The organism is Cellvibrio sp. OA-2007, assembly GCF_000953825.1.
Taxonomy (GTDB): Bacteria; Pseudomonadota; Gammaproteobacteria; order Pseudomonadales; family Cellvibrionaceae; genus Cellvibrio.
The window spans coordinates 96,295-121,866 of the sequence record NZ_BBUL01000094.1; the positions used below are offsets into that span (position 1 = coordinate 96,295).

Below are 25,572 nucleotides of genomic sequence, written 5' to 3' on the forward strand. Positions count from 1 at the left end.
CGCCCTTCAAAATCCTGAACCACGCCCTTCAGAATCCGGAACAAGCATCTAAGCAATTGATTAACAACGATTAATTACTTAGGGAAACATTCTATGCGCCAAATTAATTTGCTTAAGGTGACTGATGGTTCTTTTGAAAATCAACCGGTGCTTGCCCGGTTTCTTTTTTGAACACAGTGCTGAAATAATTTGCGCTGTTAAAACCGACATCAAAGGCAGTAGCCGTGACGGACTGGAGTAGAAGTAATTTTTTAGCCTGATTAATGCGAGTGCTGACTAAATACTGATTCAAGGTTTGGCCCGTATTTTTTTTGAACACTCGCATAAGATAAGACGGACTAACATTGAATTCTTGCGCGATACGCGCCACATCGATTTCATCGCGATAATGTTGATTGATAAAGGCTTGCGCGCGTGCAGCAATTGAATGTTCCTGCTCTTTGGGCAACTGAGTAATCAGTTTGGAAAACGCTAAGGCTTCATCCGTAACAATCGCGCGCACTGCGAGCAAATCGCCACTATTTTCAAGCGCCTGATTGCGCTCCACATTGCGCGCCAGAAGATTATCGAGATTGCCACCGGCTTCAATCCCTAAGCCCGTTAGACGATCGATAGTTTCGCGTACTTTAAGTTTATAAAGTGCAAGATTGCCGCGAGTGCTGGCCTCCAACAGCCCTAATAAGATATCGATCTCTTGCTTTGAGGCGCTTTTGCCCGAACCAATTAATAACTGCAACTCCTCCTGCAATAACTCGGCTCGCCCTTTGATGTAGCGAATGTCTTGATACACCGCCCAGCACCAACAGCACACGGTCACTATGGCACCAAGGTAAAGCAACCAATAGGCCTGCTGAAACAAAGTAGTCGTAGCATGAAACACCCCGAAGCTAATACTACCCGCCAAAAAACTGAGTGCTACGGGGCTGCGCCGCCCTTGGAGCTGCTGGTAGAGCAAATAGCAACAGGGGGCGATAAGTGCGAGCAGAAGGTAAAACGTTAAACTCCATTCAGCGAGCTTAACACTCGGAGTAAACGGCAGCAGCGCGCTAAACCCATCAGGCACTAACAACTGCCCCGTGGTCGCATCCATTATGACAATGTAACCACCACTCGCGAGCAAACCCAACGAATACAGCAGCACTTGGTAGCGCCTGGTTACATGCGTTCCAGTTTGTAATGCCGTAGCAATCACCATTGAAGGTATGCCCAACGCAAATAACACCAGTACGCGAAAAAATAAAATCCCTAATTGTGAATCAGCCTCAGCAAAATTTTGCAGCGCTTTGCCCAACAGATAAATAACATAACAAACGAGATAACAAACATGAAAACCATAACCCGATAAAACTCGCCGACTCACCAATGAAAAATAAACCAGGACCACCAAGATCAACTGTGCCGATAATATCGGTAACAAAACAAAAAGAATGGTATCTATGGGAATATCAATCATAATATTGGTCGACACGTAAACAGGTATTCGCGCTAGTATAACCCCATAAGCTTAGTCTACATTCAAGTAACAGGGCGATAACAATCAACTTCCACTACACCCAAAGCAAGCGAATTTTTTTCTGGCGCTAACTGCCTTGCTTTTGTATTTTAACATTCTGTACATGCTACACCGCTTATGATTCGTATTATTACAACCACCTTGAGTATTTTTTCGTTAATGGCTTATGTACTGAATGTCAGTGCAGCAAGCCCTACCCGCCCTGCCGAGAATTTTATCGGTGCAGAGGCCTGCAAAGGCTGCCATCTTAAAGAATACCAACAGTGGCAAAATTCCGATCACGATTGGGCTATGCGCGAAGCCTCAGAACAGTCGGTGTTAGGGAATTTTAATAATCAAGTGTTTGAACACTTTGGCAGCAAATCGCGTTTTTATCGCAAAAATAACGAATTCTGGGTAGAGACCGAGAATGCTGAGGGAGCTCAGCAAAATTTTAAAATTAGCTACACCTTTGGTTTTTTTCCGTTACAGCAATATTTGATCGGTTTTCCCGATGGTCGTTATCAAGCATTGAATATTGCCTGGGACTCGCGCCCTAACGCTGAGGGCGGGCAACGCTGGTATCACCTCTACCCTAATGAAGCTATTCCACACAATGATGTATTGCACTGGACTGGTCCATACTTTAACTGGAATAGTCGCTGCGCCGCCTGCCACTCCACCAACCTTGAGCGCAATTACAATGCAACCAACAATACTTACAATACCCGCTGGTCAGAAATTAATGTGAGTTGCGAAGCTTGCCATGGGCCAGGAAAAAAACATTTACAACTAATAAAAGAAGGAGCGACTAAAAAATATCCGCACAGTGGTTTTGATCTATACCTTAGCCCTGTTGGCGCTTGGTTAAAAACCCAAGAAAACCCAACCCTGGTTCACACTGGCGAGCGAGATGATAGTCAAGTAGATGTGTGTGGTTCCTGCCATGGGCGACGCGCACAAATTAGCGAAGCACTGCCTTATGGCGCGCCCGCTACTGAATTTCATAATGCTTTTGATTTATCACTCTTGGAAGAACCGCTCTATTACCCAGACGGCCAAATTCGCGACGAAGTATTTGAAATAGGTTCTTTTGTGCAAAGCAAAATGTTTCATAAGGGTGTGACCTGCAGCAATTGCCACGAGCCTCATTCACTCAAATTGCGTGCACCGGGAAATCAAGTTTGCGCCCAGTGCCACGCGCCCGACTATTTTGATACCCCCAAGCATCACCATCACACATCTAAGAGTGAAGGTGCACAATGTGTTAACTGCCATATGCCCAGCACAAATTACATGGTGGTCGATGGGCGCCGAGATCACAGCATTCGTATTCCGCGTCCCGATTTGAGCGATGCATTAGGTGCGCCTAATGCCTGCGTTAATTGCCATCAAAACAAAACAAATCCCTGGGCTGCAACAGCACTACAAGGTTGGTTAGCACAACAGGATAAATCCCTACCCGCCCACTACGGCCAGACCATTCACGCTGCGCAACAGAGACAAGCCAGCGCCGAACCAGCACTCATAAAACTAATTAATTCGCCCACTAGTGCTGCAGCACCCGCACTGGTGCAAGCCACTGCACTGACTTTACTGCCACCCACAGCAGCAAGTTTAGCCAGTGCCCAGCAGAAATTAACAGCTAAAGAACCATTGATTCGCAAAGCGGCGGTAAGTTTTTTTGCAGCGCTGCCTGCCGCTCAACGCCTAGATTATTTATTACCACTGGCCAAGGATAAAGCCAAAGTCGTGCGATTAGAGGTGGCACGCTTGTTAGCAGAAATAAATAGTCAAAACTTAAACAAAGATGTTCAAGCGCAACTGGGCAAGTTATTTGCGGAATATATTCAAGCCCAACAAGTAAATGCAGACACCCCCGAAGCACAAATGAATTTGGGAATTTTTTACACCCGGCAACAAAACCTCACCGCAGCGAAAACCGCCTATGAGCTTGCGATTAAATTATCGCCCCAGTTTGCCAATGCCTATTTAAACCTGGCCGATCTTTACCGCATGCAAGGGCTAGAAGCGGCAGCCCAAAAAAGCTTGCAAACAGGCATCGCCATAAATCCCACTAACGCTGCCTTGCACTATGCCCTTGGATTAAGTTTAATTCGTCAAAAAAATTACATTGCGGCTGAAAAAGCGTTGCACCGCGCTACTGAATTAGACAGCACCAATCTTACTTACTTACAAGCTCATGCCCTAACGCTGGAGCAACTAGGACGCAGACCCGATGCCATCAATTTATTGATCAATGCACCTGAACAACGACGTGATAATTTGAGTTTACTCGTTACTTATTTGAAAAAAGAAAATCGGTTAGAAGAAGCGCAGCTGTATACCAAAAAATTGCACTTAATACAGGAATAAAAAATAATCTGGCAAGCCACCTCCAATAAAAAACCTAATGTCTCTAGGAAAAATACTTAGAGACAATAGGCTTTCTTAAACTAGAAAATAATTAATTAAGGAACCAATTCAAACTTATCCGCATTCCACTCCCAAGTGGATGAGGTGGCGCCAGCACTAGTGACGCGAATGGTATGCGCACCTTTGGTTAAGGCAATTTTGCTGACAGAGCTGACTTTTTGGAAACTATCCCAACTGCCATTATTGGGCACGGCTTGAGTTAATACTTTTACTCCATCAACACTGACTTCCAGCGCAGCACCCGACATGGGTGAACTGACATAAGCGTTGAAGGTGTAGCTGCCGTCGGCCGCTACATTAATGGCGTAATCTGCCCAGTCGCCACGCTGATTGTAATTAATCGCACTTACTCCATTTACGCTATAGGTCTTAAAGCCATCGTAAACACCGCCCGTTGCTGAAAAACTTTCCGCTTGTATGATCATGGCCACCGGTGCTGGCGTAGTCGGCGAACCGACAGCTGCGCTGCCTACTTTGGTCACGCGAATTTCATCACCATTCCATTGCCATGTACTAGTACCGGCACTTTCAATACGAACCGTATGGGTGCCTGCACCAATTGACAAATTATTTGCCAGCGTGGAGGCACTATATAACTCCCAACCACCGGTTGCAGCCAAGCTAGTGGTGCTGACATAAATACCGTCAATACTGAGTTTTGCACCTATACCGCTAATCAATGGTGATGCAGTGGTAACTTCAATTTTGTATTGCCCATCACTCGGCAAAGTAACCAAATAGTCAGCCCAATCACCGGCAGTATTGTAATTAATATTGCCGCTACCGGACTTGTTAAAACCAACATAGGTATCACCCGCTACACTTGCTGTTGATTTACCTGTATCAAAATAATTTGCAAAATCAATAACCGTAGTAGCACTACTGCTACTTGAGTTGCTCAGGCTACTACTTGAAGAACTTACACTATTACTGGAACTAGTCGCGCTGCTGGTAACCGGCTTGTATACGCGAATCCAATCCACAAACATTATGCTCTTACTAGTATCAGCCAACTCTGCTGCTGTTGGTCGTACATCGCGCCAATCCTGATGTTCCACATCAATAATAATGTGCAAAGATTTATTGATGCCTGTGCCACCCGTAAAGTTATTAGGGTCAATCATTGCCGGACCGGAAACAGTACGAACTTTTACACCATCAATGTAGTAATCCAGATTCCAGGGATCTTTCCAATGCACACCATAAGTATGCATAGCACCGCGCCACGTTCCCGCACTATTTAAAATCCAGGACCCCGCATCGGTTGGTTGATAATCTTGAAAGGGAGAGCGAACAAATACGTGGTGACTCACATGCATACGCTGATCAAACCACTCCTGCCCAACACGATCACTACCGTAGGATTCCATTGCATCAATTTCTTGTGTGGAATCAGCACTTAGCATCCATACCGCATTGGCCAGCGTATTGCCGGTATGTTTTACCCGCGCCTCTAAATACAACGGATAAGTAAACGTTTCCTTGGATGAAATAATGCCGGTATAGATTTTGTTGGTGCCCGCCTTTGCACTTGATTGCAAGGCCAAAGAACCTCCCGAAGTATAGGAATGACCAGCGTTAAATTCACTATCGCCCGGGCCAGTCCAACTATTGATAAAAGAAGGAACCCAGCGCGAGTTAAACTCAGCCGGTTTAACGGTGGGGCTAGCAGTGTAATTAAATTCGTCAGATATTGACTGCAACTGCCACGTTTTACCTGTTCCAGCTGCTGCAGGAATAGGAACTGAATCCCAATCGGCAGCGAATGATGCCAAAGGAGCCGACAGCAACAAAGCTGCAGCAATGCATGAAGTGATTTTTTTCATTACAAAAACTCCAAAAAATTATTTTTATTTTAACGAAACCATAAAAAACACAATCAAGATTTGATAAACAACCTCGCTAAAGGTTAGAGCGAACCAACTCGAGTAATTCGGATTTGGTCACCATTCCATTGCCAGGTACTACTACCCGTGCTTTCAATGCGCACAGTGTGAGTGCCGGCGCCAATGGAAATACTATTAGCCAGCGCAAATGCGCTATAGACTTCCCACCCACCGGTAGAACCCACACTGATAGTTCCCACATAAATCCCATCAATAATGAGTTTTGCACCAAGACCGCTGGTCATAGGGGATGCGGTAATAATTTCAAATTTGTATTTACCATCGCTAGGCAGCGTCACCAAATAATCACCCCAATCGCCTACCGTGTTGTAATTAATATTGCCACCACCGGATTTATTAAAACCAATATAGTTATCGCCAGAAACACTCGCCGTAGATTTACCCGTATCATAATAATTGGCGAAATCGATCAGCTGAACTGTATTGCTTGAAGCACTGCTAGCAGCGCTACTACTAGACGATGAACTGGTTGTTGCGGTTACAGGCTTATAAACACGAATCCAATCCACTTTAAAGGTGTGATTACTTGTATTAGTAATTTCAGCATCAGTCGGTTGGCGCCCTTGGGCTGCATTCCAATTTTGATCTTCCATATTGATAATGATATCCATCTCTTTAGTAATGCCTTTTCCACCCGTGATATTCCACGGATCTATACCATCAATGCCGTTGACGGTATTCAGTTTGTCCATCACTTTAACTAACTGGCCATTTACATAATATTCCAGGCGGGTTGGACTAACCCAATTCACACCAATACGAACCCAATTATCAGCCCAATAAGTTACGCCATCCCCTGCATACCAAGTGCTGGCATCGCGCGGTTGGTAATCGGTAAATGGATTGCGAATAAATAAGTGATGGCTTAAATGCAAGCGTTGCGCGAACCAATCATTGCGCGCCGCTTTGCCACCATAAGCCTCAAGAATATCAATCTCTTCTGTGTCGTCAGGGCTGAGCATCCACACATCAGATGCCATTACCGCATTGGCAATTTTTACCCGCGCCTCAACAAATACCGGATATTTCACTCTAGTCGTTGAGGTGATGCAGCCAGCACGCGTAGCAGGAGAAGTGAATTGCTCATTAATCCCATCGAGATTTAAATCCACATCGTAAGTTTTGGTTTCACCCGCAACACGTGTTGCTTTTATTTGCAATTGCCCGTCGGATACTGAAGTATTTTCGCGCATCCACCGAGTAGGCCCTGGCCCTTCCCAGGTGTTGTGATAAAAATTAGTCCACTTACCACCGAAGGTTGCAGCAGATGTAGTAGCAGAGAAGTTGTAATTAAATTCATCCGACTGAGGCTGTAGCTGCCAAACTTTCCCAGCACCTGCACTAGCGGGCACAGGATATACATCCCAATCAGCTGCCAACGAAGCCACTGAAGTCAACATTAATGCTATACAGCATGAAATATGCTTTTTCATAACAGAACTCCACGAAATTATTTTTGTACGGGACGGAAAACGCTTGTTGATATGACGTTAATTGAACTAGGTTAATTATTATTTTTATAAGTCAGGCGACATCTATGTCTAATCAATACAGCACTCAATATATGTTAATTGTTAACATTATTCAAGCACAGGAAAATAACCTTTTCGTCTAAACAAAAAAAGCTGCGGCATAAGGCCGCAGCTTTGAGAAGGGAAAAACATGTGGAAGATCAGCTATAGCAATTAAACAATTAGCTCAAACTATTCACCCCGATATTTTCGTCTTGATGAATAGTCACCGGCCAACCCAAAAATTGATTTTCTGGGCTGTTACTTGCGACGTCCACTAAGAATTTAAAGGATTGGGTTGTATAGGTTTTAGCGGCGGTGTCAAACACAATAAAACCAAAACCACTGCCTTTTTCATGAGCTTGAATATAACGATTATTGGACTTGCCCACCTCGGGATTACCAACGGCATAAACATAAATTTTATTACCGAAACTATCCAAATATTCACCGGTTTGTGAGTGACCATGGGCAGGACGATGAGCAAAAGGAATTTTTATATCGTCAGGGCGCCACCATCTTGGCCAGCCCGCAGCAATAGCCGGTGTGCAAAATGCCCAGTTACTATCGCGCTGTGCATTCACACCGTATTGACACAACGAACCCAGGTGTGTGTCGCCACAAATGTGCAACGCTTTTGATATGCGCATGATTTCAATCGCACGATTGCGTGCACTGGCAGGCCAACCGCTGGAGTCAAAATCATATTTTAAATATTTGGTAGGCAGTGGTTGATGTGTTGATATACCAGCAAAAACAGTTTGGCTTAACACAGCTTTTAATGAATGACTGCGCCAATCATTCGCCCATTGCGCTAAGAACTCTTCTTGCTTGGTTCCTAACAGGTGTAAATCGGCGCGATCAAATTGGGGGTTGATATAGGTTGGAGCTTCGCCCTCGCCGGTCACACCCACTTGAATATTTAACCGTTCCGGACCGCTCTTCCACTGACGATCAGCAAGAATTGCAAAGCCTACATTGCCGTATACTAAATCGGTGTAATAAACACTTATGCCACGCGGCGTAGGGGTTGCATCATAGGGTTCCGGGTGATGCGCCGTATTGGTTTTGTGTACCACATTAACAACACGGACTGGCGTTACATAACCACCCCAAGCATCTACATTGCCAGCAATAGGTGCATCTGTTGGCGCAGCAGCACCGCCCTCACCCCACAAATTACCTTGCAATATATCGTGATCATCAGGCAAACAAATAGTTGGCGCATTGCGCATCACATCTCTAAACGCCCAACCAAACTGATAAAATTTACGCAGATAATTTAAAATGGCAGGCTCCGCTGGCGTGCGAATAAAGCCAAAACCGCCATGATTTTCATAGAGTTGGTCACCGGAAAAAAATACTAAATCCGGATTCAACTTGGCAACATTATTTGCTACCGGCGCATAAGGAAATGCATAATCATTTTGGCAAGTCAGCGCTGCCATACGCAAATCCCTTCCCTCAGGATTGGCTTTAATAATGCCAGAAAAATAATCTGGCACATGACTGCCATCACGACGCTGCTCGCGATAAACCACACGATAATTTACATCATCCTTTTCATTCCAATGGGCAATACGAAATGTTGCCAACCAGGCATCTGAATCAAGCGTAGCGTTTGCCAAAGATTTCCAATGACCCGACTTTTCAATTTGTAACTCGACCTCGTTGCTATCATTCACACCCATAGGTCCAGTTAATACACTTAACTTCAATACAAAGCCTTCATCTGTACGGGTATCGTTAAGTGTATACATAGTCCATAAAATAGGACCAAACTTCTGTTCTGGAACATAGTTAAATGCATCACCTTGCAATGTCCACTTTGAAAAACGATAGCTTGTGCCTTTCGGGTTCGCGGCAATTTCCGAAGAAATTGCAAAGTTGCTGACCACAGCGACATTACCCATGATGCTATCGGTTGCTACCAAATCATCTATTTGGCCAATTAATTTTCCACTGCCGACTAACCTTGCTTCAAACTTTAATGCGTATACACCAATACGCGGCTCACCAGAGAGTTTCAATTCAACTTCAGCATCGCCCAAGGATTGCAGCAATTCGACGCGCTTAGCGCCTAATGCAAGTTGATTGTGGATAATTCCAGCATCAAAGCCTTTTTGTACAAAACAGTTACTGCGATACTCTTTAATATCGCTATTCACACCAATGCGAATACCGGCACCGCCATCTTGCTCACCGTGTTTAACTCGCTTAAGGCGAACTGAAAGAGAAAAAATTCCCGAAGCGTTAGTCAGCTGATGAGTTAGGGAGTGAATACTACGATTACCACCGGTACTCAAACACTCTGCACCGCCATTAACAATACGCCAATCCTCCATGGGGTTAGCCCAATAGCTACCACCGATCCATACCCGATCATGGCTATTGCTCCAGGTATCAGCTACCGATGAATCACGCAGTTGTTGTGTTACTGGCTTATCATTGCCCGTGTTTACAGAACAGCCAATAGCACTAGTTGCCAGACCTGCAACTGCCAGTTTTAATGCATCGCGACGTGAAAAAAAATCAGTCATATATCACCTACTTATTCATTAAATATAATTTTAGTGAGCAAAAATGTTCACTAGAAAAATGTCGGGCAAGCACACACCAAAGTGTTGAATGAAACCCAATGATCTATACAAACAAAATTTAATGAAACTCTATTACTTGATGCTGGGGTACAGCCGCACCTAAGTCAAGACTGCGCTTAGATGGTAAAGAATCCCCCACCCATAACGTGTAGCGCCCCGAGAGCCTAACCTTATTTCCTTCCTGATTAATTCTGTATAAATCTTTTTTATCTATCTCAAATTGTACGCGCTGTTTTTGATTAGGCTCAAGCAATACGCGCTTAAACACTTTTAATTCCATTATCGCCTCACCTTCAATAGGCGATAGAGGTGAAAGGTAAGCTTGAACCACTGTTTCTCCAGCCATCTTTCCAGAATTTTCTACATCAACATTAAATATCAACGACTGATCTTCAGTAATTTTTTGTTTATCCAACTGCAATTTTTTAAATAAATATTTTGTATAAGAAAGACCAAAACCGAAAGGGTACAGAGGGGTTTTGGTCATGTATTTATACGTTCTGCCCGCCATCGAATAGTTTTCAAATGGAGGCAAATCATTAATTGAAGCGGGAAACGTTAAGGGTAAATGACCCGATGGGTTAGCATCACCAAATAATACATCGGCAACCGCATTACCGCCCTGCTCACCCGGATACCAAATCCACAAAATCGCATCTGCCAGCTCATGCAGCTCACCCAAGGCAACAGGGCTGCCCGCTGCAACAACCAAAATTAATGGGCCTTTTTTGTTTTTTGCAATTTCTTTTACATAGTCGATTTGATTTTGAGGCAGGGTAATATCTACGCGATCACCTCGGTCTGGAGAAGCAATAGCATCTACTTCTTCACCTTCCATATCCGCAGTCACCCCGACTACCGCTATAACTGCATCCGCCGCTCTGGCTTCGTGCGGAGCCCAATTTAGGGGGTTGATATTTTTATGAAATGGCAATGCACCGCTGCGATAATTAAGTGATGAACCCAGTGAAACCTTGCCGGCAACACCTTCTAACACTGTTACCAAATTATCCGTAATGCCGTAATAATTTCCGATCAACATGTCAGATGAAGCAGCAAACGGCCCAGTAACGTAAGGTAATTTAATGGTTTTTGACAGCGGCAGCGTATTGTTTTTATTTTTTAACAATACGATAGATTTAGCCGCCACCTCACGCGATAGCTGAATATTTTTATCGCTGTGAATAATATCGGGGGATAAGTTTGTATAAGGATTTAGTTTCTCCGGATCAAAAAAACCTAACCGAAACCGAATTAATAACAATTGTTTTAAGCGTTCATCAATCAACGTCTCGGTGACCATCCCTTGAGCAAAGGATTTTTTTAGTGACTGTGTATAAGTGTCACCACAATTTAAATTTATACCCGACTTCAATGCCAATGCCGCCGATTCAACGCCGCTCTTAGTCACTTTATGACCGGCCTGAAAATCGTTGAGTGCACCACAATCAGAAACAATATAGCCATTAAAACCCCATTGCTGCTTAAGCAAATCATCAAGTAAATAACTATTTGCACAGGCAGGCGCACCATTCACCGCATTGTAAGCACACATAACACCGGCTACTTTGGCATCCTTAACCAAGGCTTCAAAAGCGGGCAAATAGGTTTCCAACAAATCTTTTTTTGAAGGAACCACATCAAAATGATGCCGCAGCGACTCAGGACCGGAATGCACTGCAAAATGTTTAGCAACACCGGCAGACTTGAGATATTTTGGATCATTTCCTTGCAACCCTTTTACAAATGCAGTGCCGATTCGTGCGGTCAATAGAGGATCTTCACCATATGTTTCTTGCCCTCTACCCCAGCGCGGGTCGCGAAAAATATTGATATTGGGCGTCCAGAAACTCAGGCCTGCATACTGGCCATTATTACCAATTGATTGTGCAATTTTATATTTAGCTCGCGCCTCATCGGAAATTGCCGACGACACTCTATAAGCAAGGTCCAAATCAAAAGTTGCAGCCAAACCAATCGCCTGGGGGAAAATCGTGGCTTTGCCATTGCGCGCCACGCCATGTAATGCCTCATTCCACCAATTATATTCAGGCACATTTAGCCTAGGAATCGCGGGAGTAGCGTGAGAGAGTTGTGCAATTTTTTCATCCAGCGTCATTGCGTTTACTAATAAATCGGCACGATGTTCGAAACTCTTTTCAGCATCAAACCAAGGGAGCTGGCTGAGTGATTTTTCTGCGCAGTACGCTTGTTTCGCCACAACTAACAGAATGAATACCAGTATATTTTTTATCATAAACAAGCCTGCTTTTATTAATTGTTAGTTTTTTTAAAAAAAGAGCCAGTCATTGCTGACTAGCTCCTTCGTTTTGAAACAATCATAAAGCTATTATTTTTTCGCGCGGCGAGTATACATTTCGCCATGCAACTCTTTGGCGGCTTTCACCATAGGTGCATAGGGTGTGTCAGTAACCGACACAAAACCTACATTGTAGTTTTCACCATCATAGGAGCGGCCAGTTACTGGGGAATCCATATATTGGAACCAATGTGCGCCAATAAAATAGGGATTATCGACAACCGTTTCCATGTACTCTTTATACATTTTTGCACGATCTTCCTGATTGGCCGCATGCACCAAGCCGGGGTGAAACAGACCTGATTCCGTTGTGCCTATGTGGAATTCACCGATAATACTGGGTTTATCCAGCTCCGCTAAAAACGTCCATTTATTTTTGGTTAAACCTTCTTTATAGAAGTTATAGCTAACAACATCGGCGTATTTTGCCGCTGCTTTAACTACATCTTTTGGCATTCCCCAATCTGCAAAACGCACACCCAGGTACAGGTGATTAGGCATATATTGTGTTAAGGCGCCCTCAACAATTTTGAAATACTCTTCAGCATACTGAGTAAATAACAGACTGAAATCCTGCAATTGAACATCGTTGTTAATGCCAGTTTTTACACCTTTTTGGAATGCATCCCAAGATCCAACTGAGGTTCCCCATGCGGTATTTAATGCTGCTATATCCACATACTTTTCTTTCATCAACTGGGTAAATTTATTTTTCGTTGGCGAGTCTGCTCCATCGCGAGTCAGTGTATTTAACACTATGCCATATTCAGACTCTTTGCTTTCTGAGCGCCCCCAACTTTTTTCGTTATCAATAAATACACCGACACACCAAGGGCTATTTTTAGTTTCTGCAGCAATAGCCTTGGCTGTGGCAAGTGCACGCTCTTTAAATACTGGATCAAATGGATCGGGCAAACCGCCCCAAAAATCATTGCCACTGGAAACTGTTTTGAAGTTACCGATAATCCAACCATTGGCAAAATATGGAATGCGTTGATTATTGTAAAATTTTGGATCAGTCCAGTTTCCTAGCGAGGTAAACCCCCAATTCAACATGCGATCCACAGTAACTTTTTCCCATTGACGCAAATAAGAATCAGGTTCTGTTTCACCGTATTTACGCTCGAGATTGGCACTATAGAAACTAAAGGCTTCGCCTTTTAGCAGTGGGCCTGAGTGGGCATCACGATTGTAATCATAGTGATTACCCAAAGGGTCAGTGTGCTTGGGCAACCACTCAAACATGTCGGCGCGAGTTTTAGAAACCAAATGACGGGTTTTTTGCGCCTCTTCTGAAATAAGGATTTTTCCTTTCGAGTCTTCGGGAGTCAAATCATCGGCACTGCGCTGCTCAATAGTTGAAGCATCGTAATCATAGCCAGTCATAGTGTAGGCATTGGCCAAGCGTATGATGTCCAATCCTGTAGCAAAATAGAGATATCCTTCTGGATCAACCAACCACCATTTTCCATCAACTTTTTTAGGATAAAAATAGCCTGTTGCAGGTTGTTTCGGGCCATTTTTCCATCCGCCAAAAGTGGATCTATCAGCCAATGGAGCACCGTTATTCAGCTCTTTCAATTCGCTCTGGGTTGCTGCTTGCAACTCTGCCTCAGAATGAATTTTACCGGCAAAATCCACTTTGGCTGGCTGGCCAAATTTATCGACCAGATTGACCAGGAAATCTTTATTCATTGCAGGGCTTTTAATAACCCGAATATTGTCGAGGGTGATTTCTTTATCGTGCAAAGCATATTGAACACTTAAGGATATGCGCTTAACAGCGGATAAATCCAAATTCATAACACCCCACATCCAGATGAACTGCACATCATCTCCAGACCAGGTCGGCGGGTTGCCACGCAATCCTGAGGCTGCATTCAACTCCACTTTGGAATCCGGGTTTGCACTGACCATATCGTGGCCACTTAACTTGGAGTAATAAACACGAGACTTACCTACCGGTACACTGACACTGCGGGTAAAGTTATTACCTTTTGCATCAGACACATCCAGAAATAGCTGTACGGAATGTTCGCCGTCATTGGCAATATCAAAGGCAAGGCTGGCATCGCCGATATCGCTCCAATTCCACGTATCTGATTTTGGCTGGATAACCAAGGAGGTGTATTCATGATCAACAGAGTTGTACTTTACTTTTAATGCTTGCGATGCGGAGGTATCACTCGCTGAGGATTTAACCAAACTTCCCTGAGCGTTAAAAAAACTAATTTCTGCCGGTAACTGATCGCCCTCGAAATCAAACAATACTTGCTCAGCGGCGGCGGTTTGGGCTTGGGCTGGGGTTCCAGCAGGATCTTTATCTACCGCTTTATCTTGACAGGCAATAAGGAACAATGCAGCCACACTAAGCACGCTGGTTTTCAGAAACAAAGTAATGGGCCGATCAAGCTTATAACTCGAACACATCATGAATCACCTATTTTTAATTTATATATTGAAGTGTTATCAATAACTGCGATTTCTTAAAAAAACCTTATGAAACAGCCAATTCTCTAGTTTTGCAGTCATTGTTTTGTCAACAATAAACAATATACACCATGCTGGCATTTTATCAACCTTGGTAATCACCTCTTAACAAATCAAGACATGGCTGCATTCCGAATGTCAAATAAATGACATTCCTGGTTTTATTGGTGCCATTTATGACAAGCGCATTTTGCTACATTGAGTCGAGTCAGTGCGGATATCTATTGCGGCGCACCAATAATAACGCGCCAAACTTAGAGCTCAGTAACTCGCTGCTGCATGGTGGTTTTGAATTTTTTAGGCGTTACGCCAAATAGTTTTTTGAATTGGGAAATAAAGTGAGAAGGGCTGGAAAAATTGAGCTCGTAACTAACTTCGGTAATCGAAAACTGACTTTGACTTAACATTCTGGCCGCACTGTAAAGCCGATGTTTAACATTGTAATCAGAGTAATTACAGCGAAACACCGATTTAAACATACGCGAAAAATAGGCGGGCGAGATACAACACAACTCCGCCGCCTGCTCCAAGGAGAGCTCAACACTTTTATTGTGGCGAAATAAATTAATTACCGGCTCCAGTTTTACATAGCCAGAGGATTTTAATAGCGTGTCATAGTGCGGTGGTTTTAGCGGAGTTGCGCGCTCTGCCACCCAAGTTAACAGCGCACGTAACAATGCCTGACTGCGATTACTTGAGGGCGATTCACTATAAGAGTCCAGCAGCCATTTTGACAGGGTTTGAATAGCACTTGCATCCTCAGGCCTCAGGCGTAAGTGCATTCCATATTTAAAGAAATCCTCTGCCTGCTCTAACCCAGGGGCCAGCAAAAGAGCAGGTAAAAACTGGATGATATACCAGGATTTATTGCGCGATGACAGCTCAAAATCATGGGTTTCCAATGCGGGAGTGAAGACGAGATCCTGATCGCACAAAGCTGACTTACCCTGGCTGTAAAAAAAAGTTCCATCAATAGAATCAAAGACGATAAGTTCGTGAACTTCATGAAAATGCATAAAACAGGAATAGGGAGAATCCTCCGAATACACCACATGATGAATTTCAAAATCATAACCATGCTGTATGCAAAACGGCTCACAATATACGTTGTTCTTGCCCATGCTCATTTTCCAGTAATCAATATTCTTGGAACAAAGTTGATTATATTTTTAATGCGATAGCAATATTTTTTTAGCTGTGGCCGATTATCAACAATGAAAATCAAACTAATTCTAGTCTATATATTTCGTTTTTAACCCATTCAACACCTACTTCACGAACATTACTGGAGCTAACTTTTATGATTCATTCAAAAGCCATATTGTCTGATGGCAAAGGAAACTTCCATTTAACCACAATTGCCATTGGTACTCCGGCACAAGACGAGGTGCTGATTAAATTAAAAGCATCGGGCATTTGCCACACCGACTGGGACTCCATCAATACCTGGAACAAACCTTTTATTGTTGGCCATGAAGGTGCAGGCATTGTTATGGCCGTTGGTTCAGCAGTAACCAAAGTAAAAGCTGGCGATAGAGTCATCTTAAACTGGGCAATTCCCTGTGGTCACTGTTTTCAATGCCGCGAAGGCAATACCCATATCTGCGAAATAAATTCACCGGTTTGTGGGCAAGGTCTTTGCGGACATGCACACCCAAATGCTGCAAGCCATCAGGGCGCGCCGATTGAACGCTCTTTTCATCTCGGCACTATGTCTGAACATACTATTGTTAAAGAATCTGCAGTGGTCAAAATTCACTGCGACATCCCCTACGCTACCGCATCAATTATTGGTTGCGGTGTTATGACGGGCTGGGGCTCTGTAGTCAATGCCGCCAACGTGAAGCTGGGCTCATCCGTCTGTGTAATTGGTTGTGGTGGCGTCGGCTTAAATGTTATTCAAGCGGCAAAATTGTCAGGCGCCAATAAAATTATCGCCATTGATATCAATAGCGAGCGCTTGGATCAAGCTAAAAAATTCGGTGCGACCCACGGTGTCATAGCGACACGAGATGATAAGGATTTTAACGAAGTTGCCACGCAAGTACGTGCGATCAACTGCGGTCGCGGAACAGACTATGCTTTTGAGTGCACCGCTGTTCCCGCGCTTGGCTCCGCACCACTCAAACTTATTCGTAGTGCCGGAACAGCGGTGCAAGTCAGTGGCATTGAGCAGCGCATTGATTTTGACTGTGAATTATTTGAATGGGACAAAATTTATATCAATCCACTTTATGGCATGTGCAATCCCGACCGGGATTTTCCACGCATTTTGGATTTATATAGCGCGGGTCAATTAAAATTGGATGAGTTGGTCACTAAAACCTATAGCATTGAAGATGTAGCGCAGGGTTTTGATGATTTAATTAATGGCCGTATCGCCAAAGGTGTTGTTGTCTTTGATGACGAGGAATAATTCAAATGGCTGTTATTAGAATTGAACAATCCAACCCGGAATATCTTGCCGAACACTTTCAATTACTCACCGTTCAGAGCTCACACCTAAACCGACGCTGCGATATCAGCGTCTTTAACGCTCATCCCGACAGCAAAGATTTACCAATTGTAATTTTGTTGCACGGTGTTTACGGCAATCACTGGGTATGGTCGGGCTTGGGCGGCGTACACAAGGCCTATATCGATGAATACGCCAAAGGTGGCCTCAGCCAAATGATATTGATTATGCCTTCCGATGGCGGCTTTTATGGCGGCTCAGCTTATTTGCCGCTGGCAAACGGTGAGAATTATGAAAAATGGATTGTGGAAGATGTGATTGCTGCAGTTATAAAGTGCAATCCGTCCGCCTCAATCGCCTCCAACGTTTATATTGCTGGCCTATCTATGGGCGGTTATGGCGCACTGCGCCTTGGGGCTAAATATCCCACTCTATTTAAAGGCATATCGGCGCATTCGTCGATTACAGACATTCGAGAAATGACGCTATTTGTCGCTGAAGACTTATCGCTTTATAACACTCATTTAACTTATGAAAGCGATATAGCGCATTGGTTAGAGGTGAATAAAAACCACCTTCCACCAATTCGATTCGATTGCGGAACTGAAGACACACTCTATTCAGGCAATCTAAAGTTTAATGAGCAAGTAAAACAACTCGGTATTCACGCGCAATTGGAATCACTACCGGGGAGTCACTCTTGGGAATACTGGCATCAACATGTCTCCAAGACATTCCAATTTTTTGATGGTATTGAAAGAACCCTAAAGTAATTCCTTCAATTGAAAAAAATTAAGAAACAATGGGTACTATTAACTACAAAGATAAAAATAATTTTAGCCATAACATAGGGCAAGATCGGATTAGCCGAGTGTTTGAGCTATGATACAAATAACCAAACTTACGCCGGACTCAATTTATGTCGATACGCGAATCAAAAAAAATCATTGTATTAGGTGGCGGAACCGCTGGCTGGGTGACGGGCGCTACTTTATCTAAAAATTGGGAAACACATCGCTATCAGGTTGTAGTAGTTGATACAGCAGAAATTCCAACCATAGGCGTTGGGGAAGCAAGTATTCCCACTATTTACGATCTCTTAAATTATCTAGAAATAAGCGATCGGGATCTGGTTAAGCACTGCCAAGCAACATTTAAATATGGCATCCAATTTGAAAACTGGTCCCGTCCCGGCGAACGTTATATGCATGGTTTTGGCAACATGGGGCACAACCTAGGGCAGGCTGAGTTTTTTAAAATTTGGTTAAGTACCGCAAGCTATTTTAAAAAACCTGACCTCACACCCTTTATCCCTTCCGCGGTTGCAGCTTATTCAGATAAGTTTTCTCGCGGTTCAAAAGCGCCCGAAAACACAAACGGCCTCTTCTACCCTTTAAGCAACCTACTTTACGCACTCCATTTTGATGCATCTCTTCTGGCTCGATTACTTCGAGAAAAAGCGTTACACAATGGCGCAACCCACATTTCCAAGCACATAGTAAAAGTCGAAACAGATGAGAACGGTATATCCGCACTTATTGCGGAGGATGGCGAAACACTCAGCGCCGATTTATATGTAGACTGCTCGGGAATGCATGGCGCCCTAAATAAACAAGTATTAAAAGCAAACTTTGATAACTGGCAAGCATACTTGCCTTGTGATACTGCAATTGCAGTACAAACAACATTGGATAAAGCGCCTCGTTTGTACACTCGCTCAATTGCCCACGCAGCCGGATGGCGCTGGGAAATCCAGCTTCAGAACCGCACCGGTAACGGCATTGTCTATTGCTCAAAACACATGGATTACGACACAGCAAAACAACATCTATTAGAGGGTGCTGAAGGCGAGCCGTTAACTACACCACGCAAAATTGAATTCACCACCGGACGATTGTCATCGCCTTGGATGCTCAACAGCGTGGCCATAGGTTTATCCGCAGGATTTTTAGAGCCATTAGAATCCACCAGCATTCATTTAATTTGCGCCTATGCGAGAAAATTGCGCGATAGTATCGACAATAACGAATTAAATGCGGTGGGCAGAGATAAATTTAATCAGTCCTGGCGCGCAGAGACCGAGGGAGTGCGCGATTTTTTAATGGTGCATTACCTCTGCAATCAACGCGATGAGGACTCGTTCTGGCAAGAGCGAAAGTCAGGGCCTCGTCCGGAATCACTTGCTCAGTTACTCGATGAGCTTTCTAAAACTGGCTGGATATCACCACCGGAAGCGTCCATTTTTGGCACCGATAGTTGGCTAGAAGTATTAATAGGTCAAAAATTTTTCCTCAATTATGAAAAATTTTCTATGCCTGCCGACAAAGCCCCCCACTATATTCAATTTTTGCAGAATGTATCCTACGCCATTAAAAATGAGGTGAATAAAATTCCTGATTCGCATCAAAGCATATTGGGGACTCTGCGCGCAGAAATATAACTCGCCCTGCATTCACTGTTTCACCCGCACCAAACAGTGAATATACCTAGGATGAAACAGCGAAGCTAAGGCCAAGCAAACGCGCAAGAGCCTGCTCTTTACTCGCTTTATTGCGACCTTCTACAGAAAATGGACTCGCACCAGTGCGCAGAATATTTAAGGCTTCTACTTGCGGCATATGATTTAACGCGCACCGCTCAAAAAAATCGACAATTGAATCCAACGGTACTTTAGCCAAATCATCCGGGCTGGCTTGCACCAGTTGATGCTCGGGAGGAAATATTCCCATGCCACTTAATAAGTACACCCATGAATTCACTTTGTAGTGACGATTAAGCCCCGTGCTTTGCAGCGCCTCACTAATATCCGCACCACTCAACCAAGCTTGCAACACCAGTTTAAGGCGATTAGATGCCGCTGCTGAATTGTGGCGGCAGGCGCGCCAGTAAGGTGTATCCTCACGGTCAGACGTTAAATAATGTGTATGTATATAGTCCTTCACATTGTCAAACGCTTCTGCGATTTCTGAATTCAGTTGCTCTGCGTATTGATTGGTATATGCACCCGCTTTATACAATTTAACAAACCTAACAAGCGTTAATTGCACCAACGCCAATGCCGTTGCTTCTAATGGCTCTAAAAATCCTTGCGACAAACCAACTGCCAGGGAATTTTTATTCCACATAGTTTTGGCTCGCCCAACCCGCATTTTTAAGTGGCGCACTTCGCCTTCGCCATTATTCATATTCAGATGCGCGCGCAGTTCCGCTTCTGCTTCTGCTTCGCTACAAAAATCTGAACTATACACATAGCCATTTCCCACACGATTTTGCAGAGGAATTTCCCAAGCCCAACCATTATTTAATGCGGTAGCTACAGTTTGCGTTGAAATAACCTCTTCCACTGGAGTAGCCAATGTGACCGCACGATCATTAAATAAAACATCGCTATAAGAAATAAAAGGAGTGCCGAGTGTTTTGCCAGTAATAAGCGATGCAAAGCCCGTGCAATCAACAAAAAAATCGCCCTCAAGTATTGCCCCACCCTTGAACGTCAGGTGTGCAATATCACCTTCTGCATTTAATGCAATGTTTTCGACATGCGCACTTTTCCATACCACTCCCCGCTCAATGGCTTTTTCTTTTAAGAAAGAACCTAACATAGCTGCATTAAAATGATAGCCATATTGAACTTCAAATGGAAAAGCGTATGGGGTAATCGGGCACAGAGAATTCGCAGCCAAGTAGCTTGCATAACTAAACAAATTAGGATGCGCATGCACACGTTTACCTGCACGTCGCAATTCGGAATTAAATATAAGCGCTTTAATATGGTCGCGATCAAAATGAGAAAAAAATGGATGAAAATATTCTTCAAACCCATTTCTTGTTGACCAACCCCTAAATGATATACCCGATTTATAGGTTGCCTGACAAGCTGACATCCATTCGCTTTCACTGATGCCTATAGCATCCATAAACGCTTTTAATGCCGGTGTAGAGCCTTCACCTACACCGATAATTCCGGTAGCGGCAGATTCAACAAGCGTAATCGTACAATCCTGAAACGCATGTTGGAATAACATTGCCGTCATCCAACCCGCCGTTCCACCGCCCACTATGACAAGTCGTTTCGATGACAAAACACTACACCTGTTAGATATTTAATTGCGTGATTTTGCGCAATGCGCCCGAATATTGATAATAGTCTCACCAGGCAACATTTTCAGTTAAAAATATTTATCCAAAAAAAAGCGCCTTGAGATAAACCCAAAGCGCTTCATTTTTATCAGACTAACAAATCAAGATTTGTCAGCCCTTCCATCACTTAGAACTCCGCACGAATACCTACACGGAATGTTCTGCCAACAGTGTATTCATCAAGAGTACGGTTGGTAGGTGCATTGCCGTTAATAGCCGAGCCCTCATTAAAGGTAATTGGATTACCATTGGCATCAGGCAATACCAAGGTACGACTAGTGAAGTAAGTGCGCACAGTTTCGTTAGTCAAGTTGGCTACGTCAAATTGCAGGCTGATCGAGTCAGTTAATGCATAGCTGCTGGACAGATCCAATGTTTGACGACCTTCTCTCCACCGTGAACCACCGGCAAAGGCTGTTTGTTCTAACACATCACTCGCACCAGACCAAGCAAGGCGAATTTGGTGACCATCTTGCGCCCAGTAAACAGTTGCGTTATAAGACTCTTTTGGTGCACCTGGGATAACTTCATGAGACTTATCGAACTCACCTTCTTGATAGGTAAAGTTCATAGAGGTGCCCAAGCCAGACCAGATGCCCGGTAAGAAATCAAAGTTTTGAACGTAGTTCAATTCAATACCTTCAACCGAAGCCTTAGCAGCGTTTACGTTTTGTGTAACAGTGTACTGATTACACAGATATTCAGGGTTGTTTCCATAAATTAATTCAGGTGTACCTTGAAGTGCTGCTTCACCTTGCAGGCGACGAGGCATACAGGCATTCACATCAGCTGCTGACAACAGCAAAGGAATATCCTGACCATCAACACTGAATACTCCGTTACTGTAGCTAGTACCATCTGGGTTAGCCGCAGTTTTACGCAGATCTCCAATATACGACAAATAATCCTTCACCTCGATCATGTTTTTAATATCTTTGGTAAAGATATTTGCCGAAACCATGCCCGAGTCATTGAAGTACCATTCAACCGACAAATCCAAATTGGTTGATTCAAGCGGATCAATTTTCGCGGTAAACAGTTGCACGGTGGAGCTTGGACGCAATGCTATGCCTGAACCAAAAATATCCCCTTCATTGGTGCGCGCACCCGCACGCAAATCATCAATTGGTGGGCGAGCCATGGTTTTAGACGCAGCAAAACGGGTAATCAAATCCTCTCTCGCGGCAAAACTCACGTTCAAACTTGGCAGAATAATGTCGTAGGTGTGATTATCAATCGCTGCAACAGAATTTCGGCTGCGATCGTTCGATACAATATTGCCTGACTCAGTCAATTGGCGAACACCATTGGCATCAAACGGATAGGTCAGATCAGTAGAGATATCAGCGTATCGAACCAAATTCCGCTCAAAGAAAGAGTTTGGAATGACACCTGGCTCTAGGATTGGGTCATAGCAAACACCGTTATTGGTAGCAGCAATTGCTGTGTCATCGCTATAGTCAAACGGCGTACCGTTGGTGTTGAAACCCGTACCATCAACTCGCGCCCAACGATTGCGCTCAAAAAATTGCGTCAAATTGTAGTTAGTACCTAGCGTAGTATCTGTACTGCCATTCTGCGGATTCCAGAAAATCGAATTTGTGCCATAAGCCATTGGACTTGGTGTTTCTGCCAAAGAAGGACACTTGACGCCACCTGCCCCAACTTCACGCATTCTCATCAACTGGATTGGGTCTATAACCCTCCCACCATTTGAACTGGTAGTACCAAATACAGTACCTGCGAAACCGTTGGTTTCCACCTCAGTGCGAACGTGGCGGAAGCCGACATCACCCTGAATTCGCTCATCCATAAATTCAAAGTTTGCCTTAATGTACGCAGACACATTGTCAAACTCAGCACCACGGGTTTGAGTATTATCCAAAGTAAAGGCGCGCTCACCTTGGGATACAGCATTAATCGCAGCAATTGGGTCGAAGCGGAGCCAGCCATCAGTGATGTTATCTTTCGCGTAACCCAAACCGCTCAAGAAACCGTTTGCATCCACTTTACCATCCGCAAAATTGGTTACCTGAATCAGGTTGATATTACTGGCATCGATCGATAAAGTTTCACCGGTGAATGGACTAATGCTCTGAACTCGTTCATCACTTGGACGCGGCGTGCCCGATTGATTATTTACAAACTTTTCACGATGCGTAACTTTCGCACCGAACTCTACAGTTGTAATGCCGTAGGCATCCAAATCAAAATCAAAATCAACAAACGCCGTTTCTTGTTTATCACTCACTTCAGTGATAGTTGCCTGAATATAACTTAGCGTGTGGTTTTCAAGAACGTCAGGGTCAAAACCTGAGGTGCCTATGTTATCCCACAAATCATTTAAGCTAGGATCCAAATCAACATTGCTTCCTAAAGAGGCCGGCGCAGTGTAACCACCATTTAAGCGGCAATTACCGCTGGAACAGTCGTAACCCGCAGGATTAAGCAAGTTTGCGGGTACGTGGTGCAAGTTCCAAGGACCCACTACACGACTAGTGTTCGCCGTTAAATACACATTGTTTTTTGGTGTTTGGATGGATTCATTTGCAGATGCGCCCGCAACCATACGGAAACGATCCGAAAAATCATGATTAAGCTCTAACGCGTAGAGTGAGTTTTCAGTTTCGTAATTATTTACCGAAGCCTCAATAGAACCAATGCTTTCGCGATTCAGCAAGGTAGTCCAAGTACGGGTTTTTGGATCAAGCACATGCCAATTTTGTTGCGGATCAGTCCACTGCATCTGGTCGTTGTCACTTGGTGAGCCGCCTTGAGTGCCTCCGTAAGCCACTGGGTTATTATCATAAAAACCTGTACGGTTATAGAAAACCCCAGGCAAACCTAGCCCTTGCTGTGACGCACCGTCAATAAAGTTGCTCATACGAGATGTATTTACAAAAACCCCATCAAGACGGTTACTCACTTCTGCCTGACTATGATTTACAGACAGAGTAACGTCGGTTGTATCGCTGGCTTGCCATTGAATCGACAAATCAACACCTTGACGCTTGTAATCATTTTCAAATAATTGATAACCCATCTGATTGGGCGCCAAGCCCTGAACTATTGAGCGGTTATGCTCAGCACCACCATGAGTCCAAAATAGAGGATTCGCGTATGGATCTACCGCCTGAGCACCTTCAAATGCAGGAGCGCGCCCTGCAGCCTTAGCTGATGCGGCATCAATAGCCATCGCAGCTGAGTTAGCATAGACTTGCCCTGTGCGTCCATCTGTATAAGCATTTGAACCAAATGTACTGTAATCCTGCGCATGATATTGATCGCGACGAAGTTTATTTTCTTCATCATTCACCGTAACAAGAACACCAATTGAGTCATCGGCGAACTTCTGCGAAAAAGTACCTACAAATTTATGATCAAACTCATCTGATTGATCATCCATACGCCCCTGCAGGGAAACGGTACGAACATCTTCTTTAATATCCAACGGCTTGCGAGTGGTTAAATTCACCAAGCCGCCAAGCGAACCTTCTTCATCATCTGCTGATGGCGTTTTGATAACTTCAATTTTTGAAAGGATGTCGGCTGAATAGGAAGACAAATCAACACCCTGAGAAAAGCCGGTAGACCCCAACGCCGTACCATTCATAGTAACAACGGTCTGATCCGCGTTTGCACCGCGGATAGAGACAGTCTTACCCTCACCATCAGAGGTATTCATACTAACGCCTGAAACGCGGTTCAATGCTTCCGCGATATTTTGGTCGGTTGATTTACCAATATCTTCAGCGTTGATGGTATCGACAATTTTGCGTGCCTCACGCTTGTCATCCACAGATCTTTTGATAGACCCGCGAATACCAGTAACCACAACTTCTTCCACATCTTGATCTTGCTGTGCAGAAACTCCTTCTTGTTGCGCATAGACAACACCGCTGTTAACTGCACAGATTGCCGCTGACAGCGCCGTAATTCTAAGGCGGTGAGTAATGTTTGACATCGTAAAGCCCCCATGTAAGGTATTTATTGTTTTATTTTATGTCGCCCTTTTCCAGAGAGCGAACATAAAAGACAAGTTTTAACGCCAATTACAATACTACTCAGCCCATCGTTATTGTCAATAATCAATTGTAGATTGTTAGCAATTTACACTTTGAGATCAAAGAGTGTGAAAAAAGGTAACCATCAGCCATACAGCACAATAGCCATAAAGACAAAAAGGAAATAAAAAAGGGAGGCACAGGCCTCCCAAAGAAC

Annotated in this window: 13 protein-coding genes; 4 read left to right on the forward strand and 9 right to left on the reverse strand. The window is 44.0% G+C overall.

Annotation, left to right across the window (positions count from 1 at the left end):
- Positions 1-112: 112 nt before the first annotated feature.
- Positions 113-1,468, reverse strand: coding sequence for a helix-turn-helix transcriptional regulator (locus tag AWU77_RS15110; RefSeq protein ID WP_152625370.1), 1,356 nt, complete (start codon positions 1,466-1,468; stop codon positions 113-115).
- A 162-nt stretch (positions 1,469-1,630) separates the two neighbouring features.
- On the opposite strand from AWU77_RS15110, the gene AWU77_RS15115 reads away from it, so the two are divergent.
- The gene (locus AWU77_RS15115; protein WP_062064990.1) at positions 1,631-3,868 is read left to right on the forward strand and encodes a tetratricopeptide repeat protein; all 2,238 of its coding nucleotides are present in this window, start codon (positions 1,631-1,633) and stop codon (positions 3,866-3,868) included.
- Between the two features lie 95 nt (positions 3,869-3,963).
- Here the strand turns inward: AWU77_RS15115 and AWU77_RS15120 are convergent, their stop codons facing one another.
- From AWU77_RS15120 to AWU77_RS15145, 6 genes are all read right to left on the reverse strand, one after another.
- Positions 3,964-5,754, reverse strand: coding sequence for a carbohydrate-binding protein (locus AWU77_RS15120; RefSeq protein ID WP_062064993.1), 1,791 nt, complete (start codon positions 5,752-5,754; stop codon positions 3,964-3,966).
- A gap of 83 nt (positions 5,755-5,837) precedes the next feature.
- Positions 5,838-7,268 (reverse strand): carbohydrate-binding protein, encoded by a 1,431-nt coding sequence (locus AWU77_RS15125; RefSeq protein ID WP_062064997.1) that lies wholly within the window; start codon positions 7,266-7,268, stop codon positions 5,838-5,840.
- 260 nt (positions 7,269-7,528) lie between these two features.
- Complete coding sequence (locus AWU77_RS15130; RefSeq protein ID WP_062064999.1) at positions 7,529-9,886, reverse strand: alkaline phosphatase D family protein; 2,358 nt, start codon at positions 9,884-9,886, stop codon at positions 7,529-7,531.
- Between the two features lie 118 nt (positions 9,887-10,004).
- Positions 10,005-12,203 carry a glycoside hydrolase family 3 C-terminal domain-containing protein gene (locus AWU77_RS15135; protein ID WP_062065000.1) on the reverse strand — a complete coding sequence of 733 codons (2,199 nt, stop codon included), beginning with the start codon at positions 12,201-12,203 and terminating at the stop codon, positions 10,005-10,007.
- Positions 12,204-12,296: 93 nt separating this feature from the next.
- On the reverse strand, positions 12,297-14,699 hold the full coding sequence (locus AWU77_RS15140; RefSeq protein ID WP_238582459.1) for a beta-galactosidase: 2,403 nt from the start codon (positions 14,697-14,699) through the stop codon (positions 12,297-12,299).
- A gap of 311 nt (positions 14,700-15,010) precedes the next feature.
- Positions 15,011-15,877 carry a helix-turn-helix transcriptional regulator gene (locus AWU77_RS15145; protein ID WP_062065004.1) on the reverse strand — a complete coding sequence of 289 codons (867 nt, stop codon included), beginning with the start codon at positions 15,875-15,877 and terminating at the stop codon, positions 15,011-15,013.
- A gap of 179 nt (positions 15,878-16,056) precedes the next feature.
- On the opposite strand from AWU77_RS15145, the gene AWU77_RS15150 reads away from it, so the two are divergent.
- The 3 genes from AWU77_RS15150 (at position 16,057) to AWU77_RS15160 (ending at position 19,651) form a co-directional block, all read left to right on the forward strand.
- The gene (locus tag AWU77_RS15150) at positions 16,057-17,172 is read left to right on the forward strand and encodes a Zn-dependent alcohol dehydrogenase (protein ID WP_062065006.1); all 1,116 of its coding nucleotides are present in this window, start codon (positions 16,057-16,059) and stop codon (positions 17,170-17,172) included.
- A 5-nt stretch (positions 17,173-17,177) separates the two neighbouring features.
- The gene (locus tag AWU77_RS15155; RefSeq protein ID WP_062065008.1) at positions 17,178-17,984 is read left to right on the forward strand and encodes an alpha/beta hydrolase family protein; all 807 of its coding nucleotides are present in this window, start codon (positions 17,178-17,180) and stop codon (positions 17,982-17,984) included.
- Positions 17,985-18,130: 146 nt separating this feature from the next.
- Positions 18,131-19,651, forward strand: coding sequence for a tryptophan halogenase family protein (locus tag AWU77_RS15160; protein WP_062065010.1), 1,521 nt, complete (start codon positions 18,131-18,133; stop codon positions 19,649-19,651).
- 46 nt (positions 19,652-19,697) lie between these two features.
- Here the strand turns inward: AWU77_RS15160 and AWU77_RS15165 are convergent, their stop codons facing one another.
- Both AWU77_RS15165 and AWU77_RS15170 read right to left on the reverse strand, forming a co-directional pair.
- Positions 19,698-21,293, reverse strand: coding sequence for a tryptophan halogenase family protein (locus AWU77_RS15165; RefSeq protein ID WP_238582461.1), 1,596 nt, complete (start codon positions 21,291-21,293; stop codon positions 19,698-19,700).
- Between the two features lie 185 nt (positions 21,294-21,478).
- Positions 21,479-25,315, reverse strand: a complete 3,837-nt coding sequence (locus AWU77_RS15170) for a TonB-dependent receptor domain-containing protein (protein ID WP_084618473.1) — start codon at positions 25,313-25,315, stop codon at positions 21,479-21,481.
- Between the last annotated feature and the right edge of the window lie 257 nt (positions 25,316-25,572).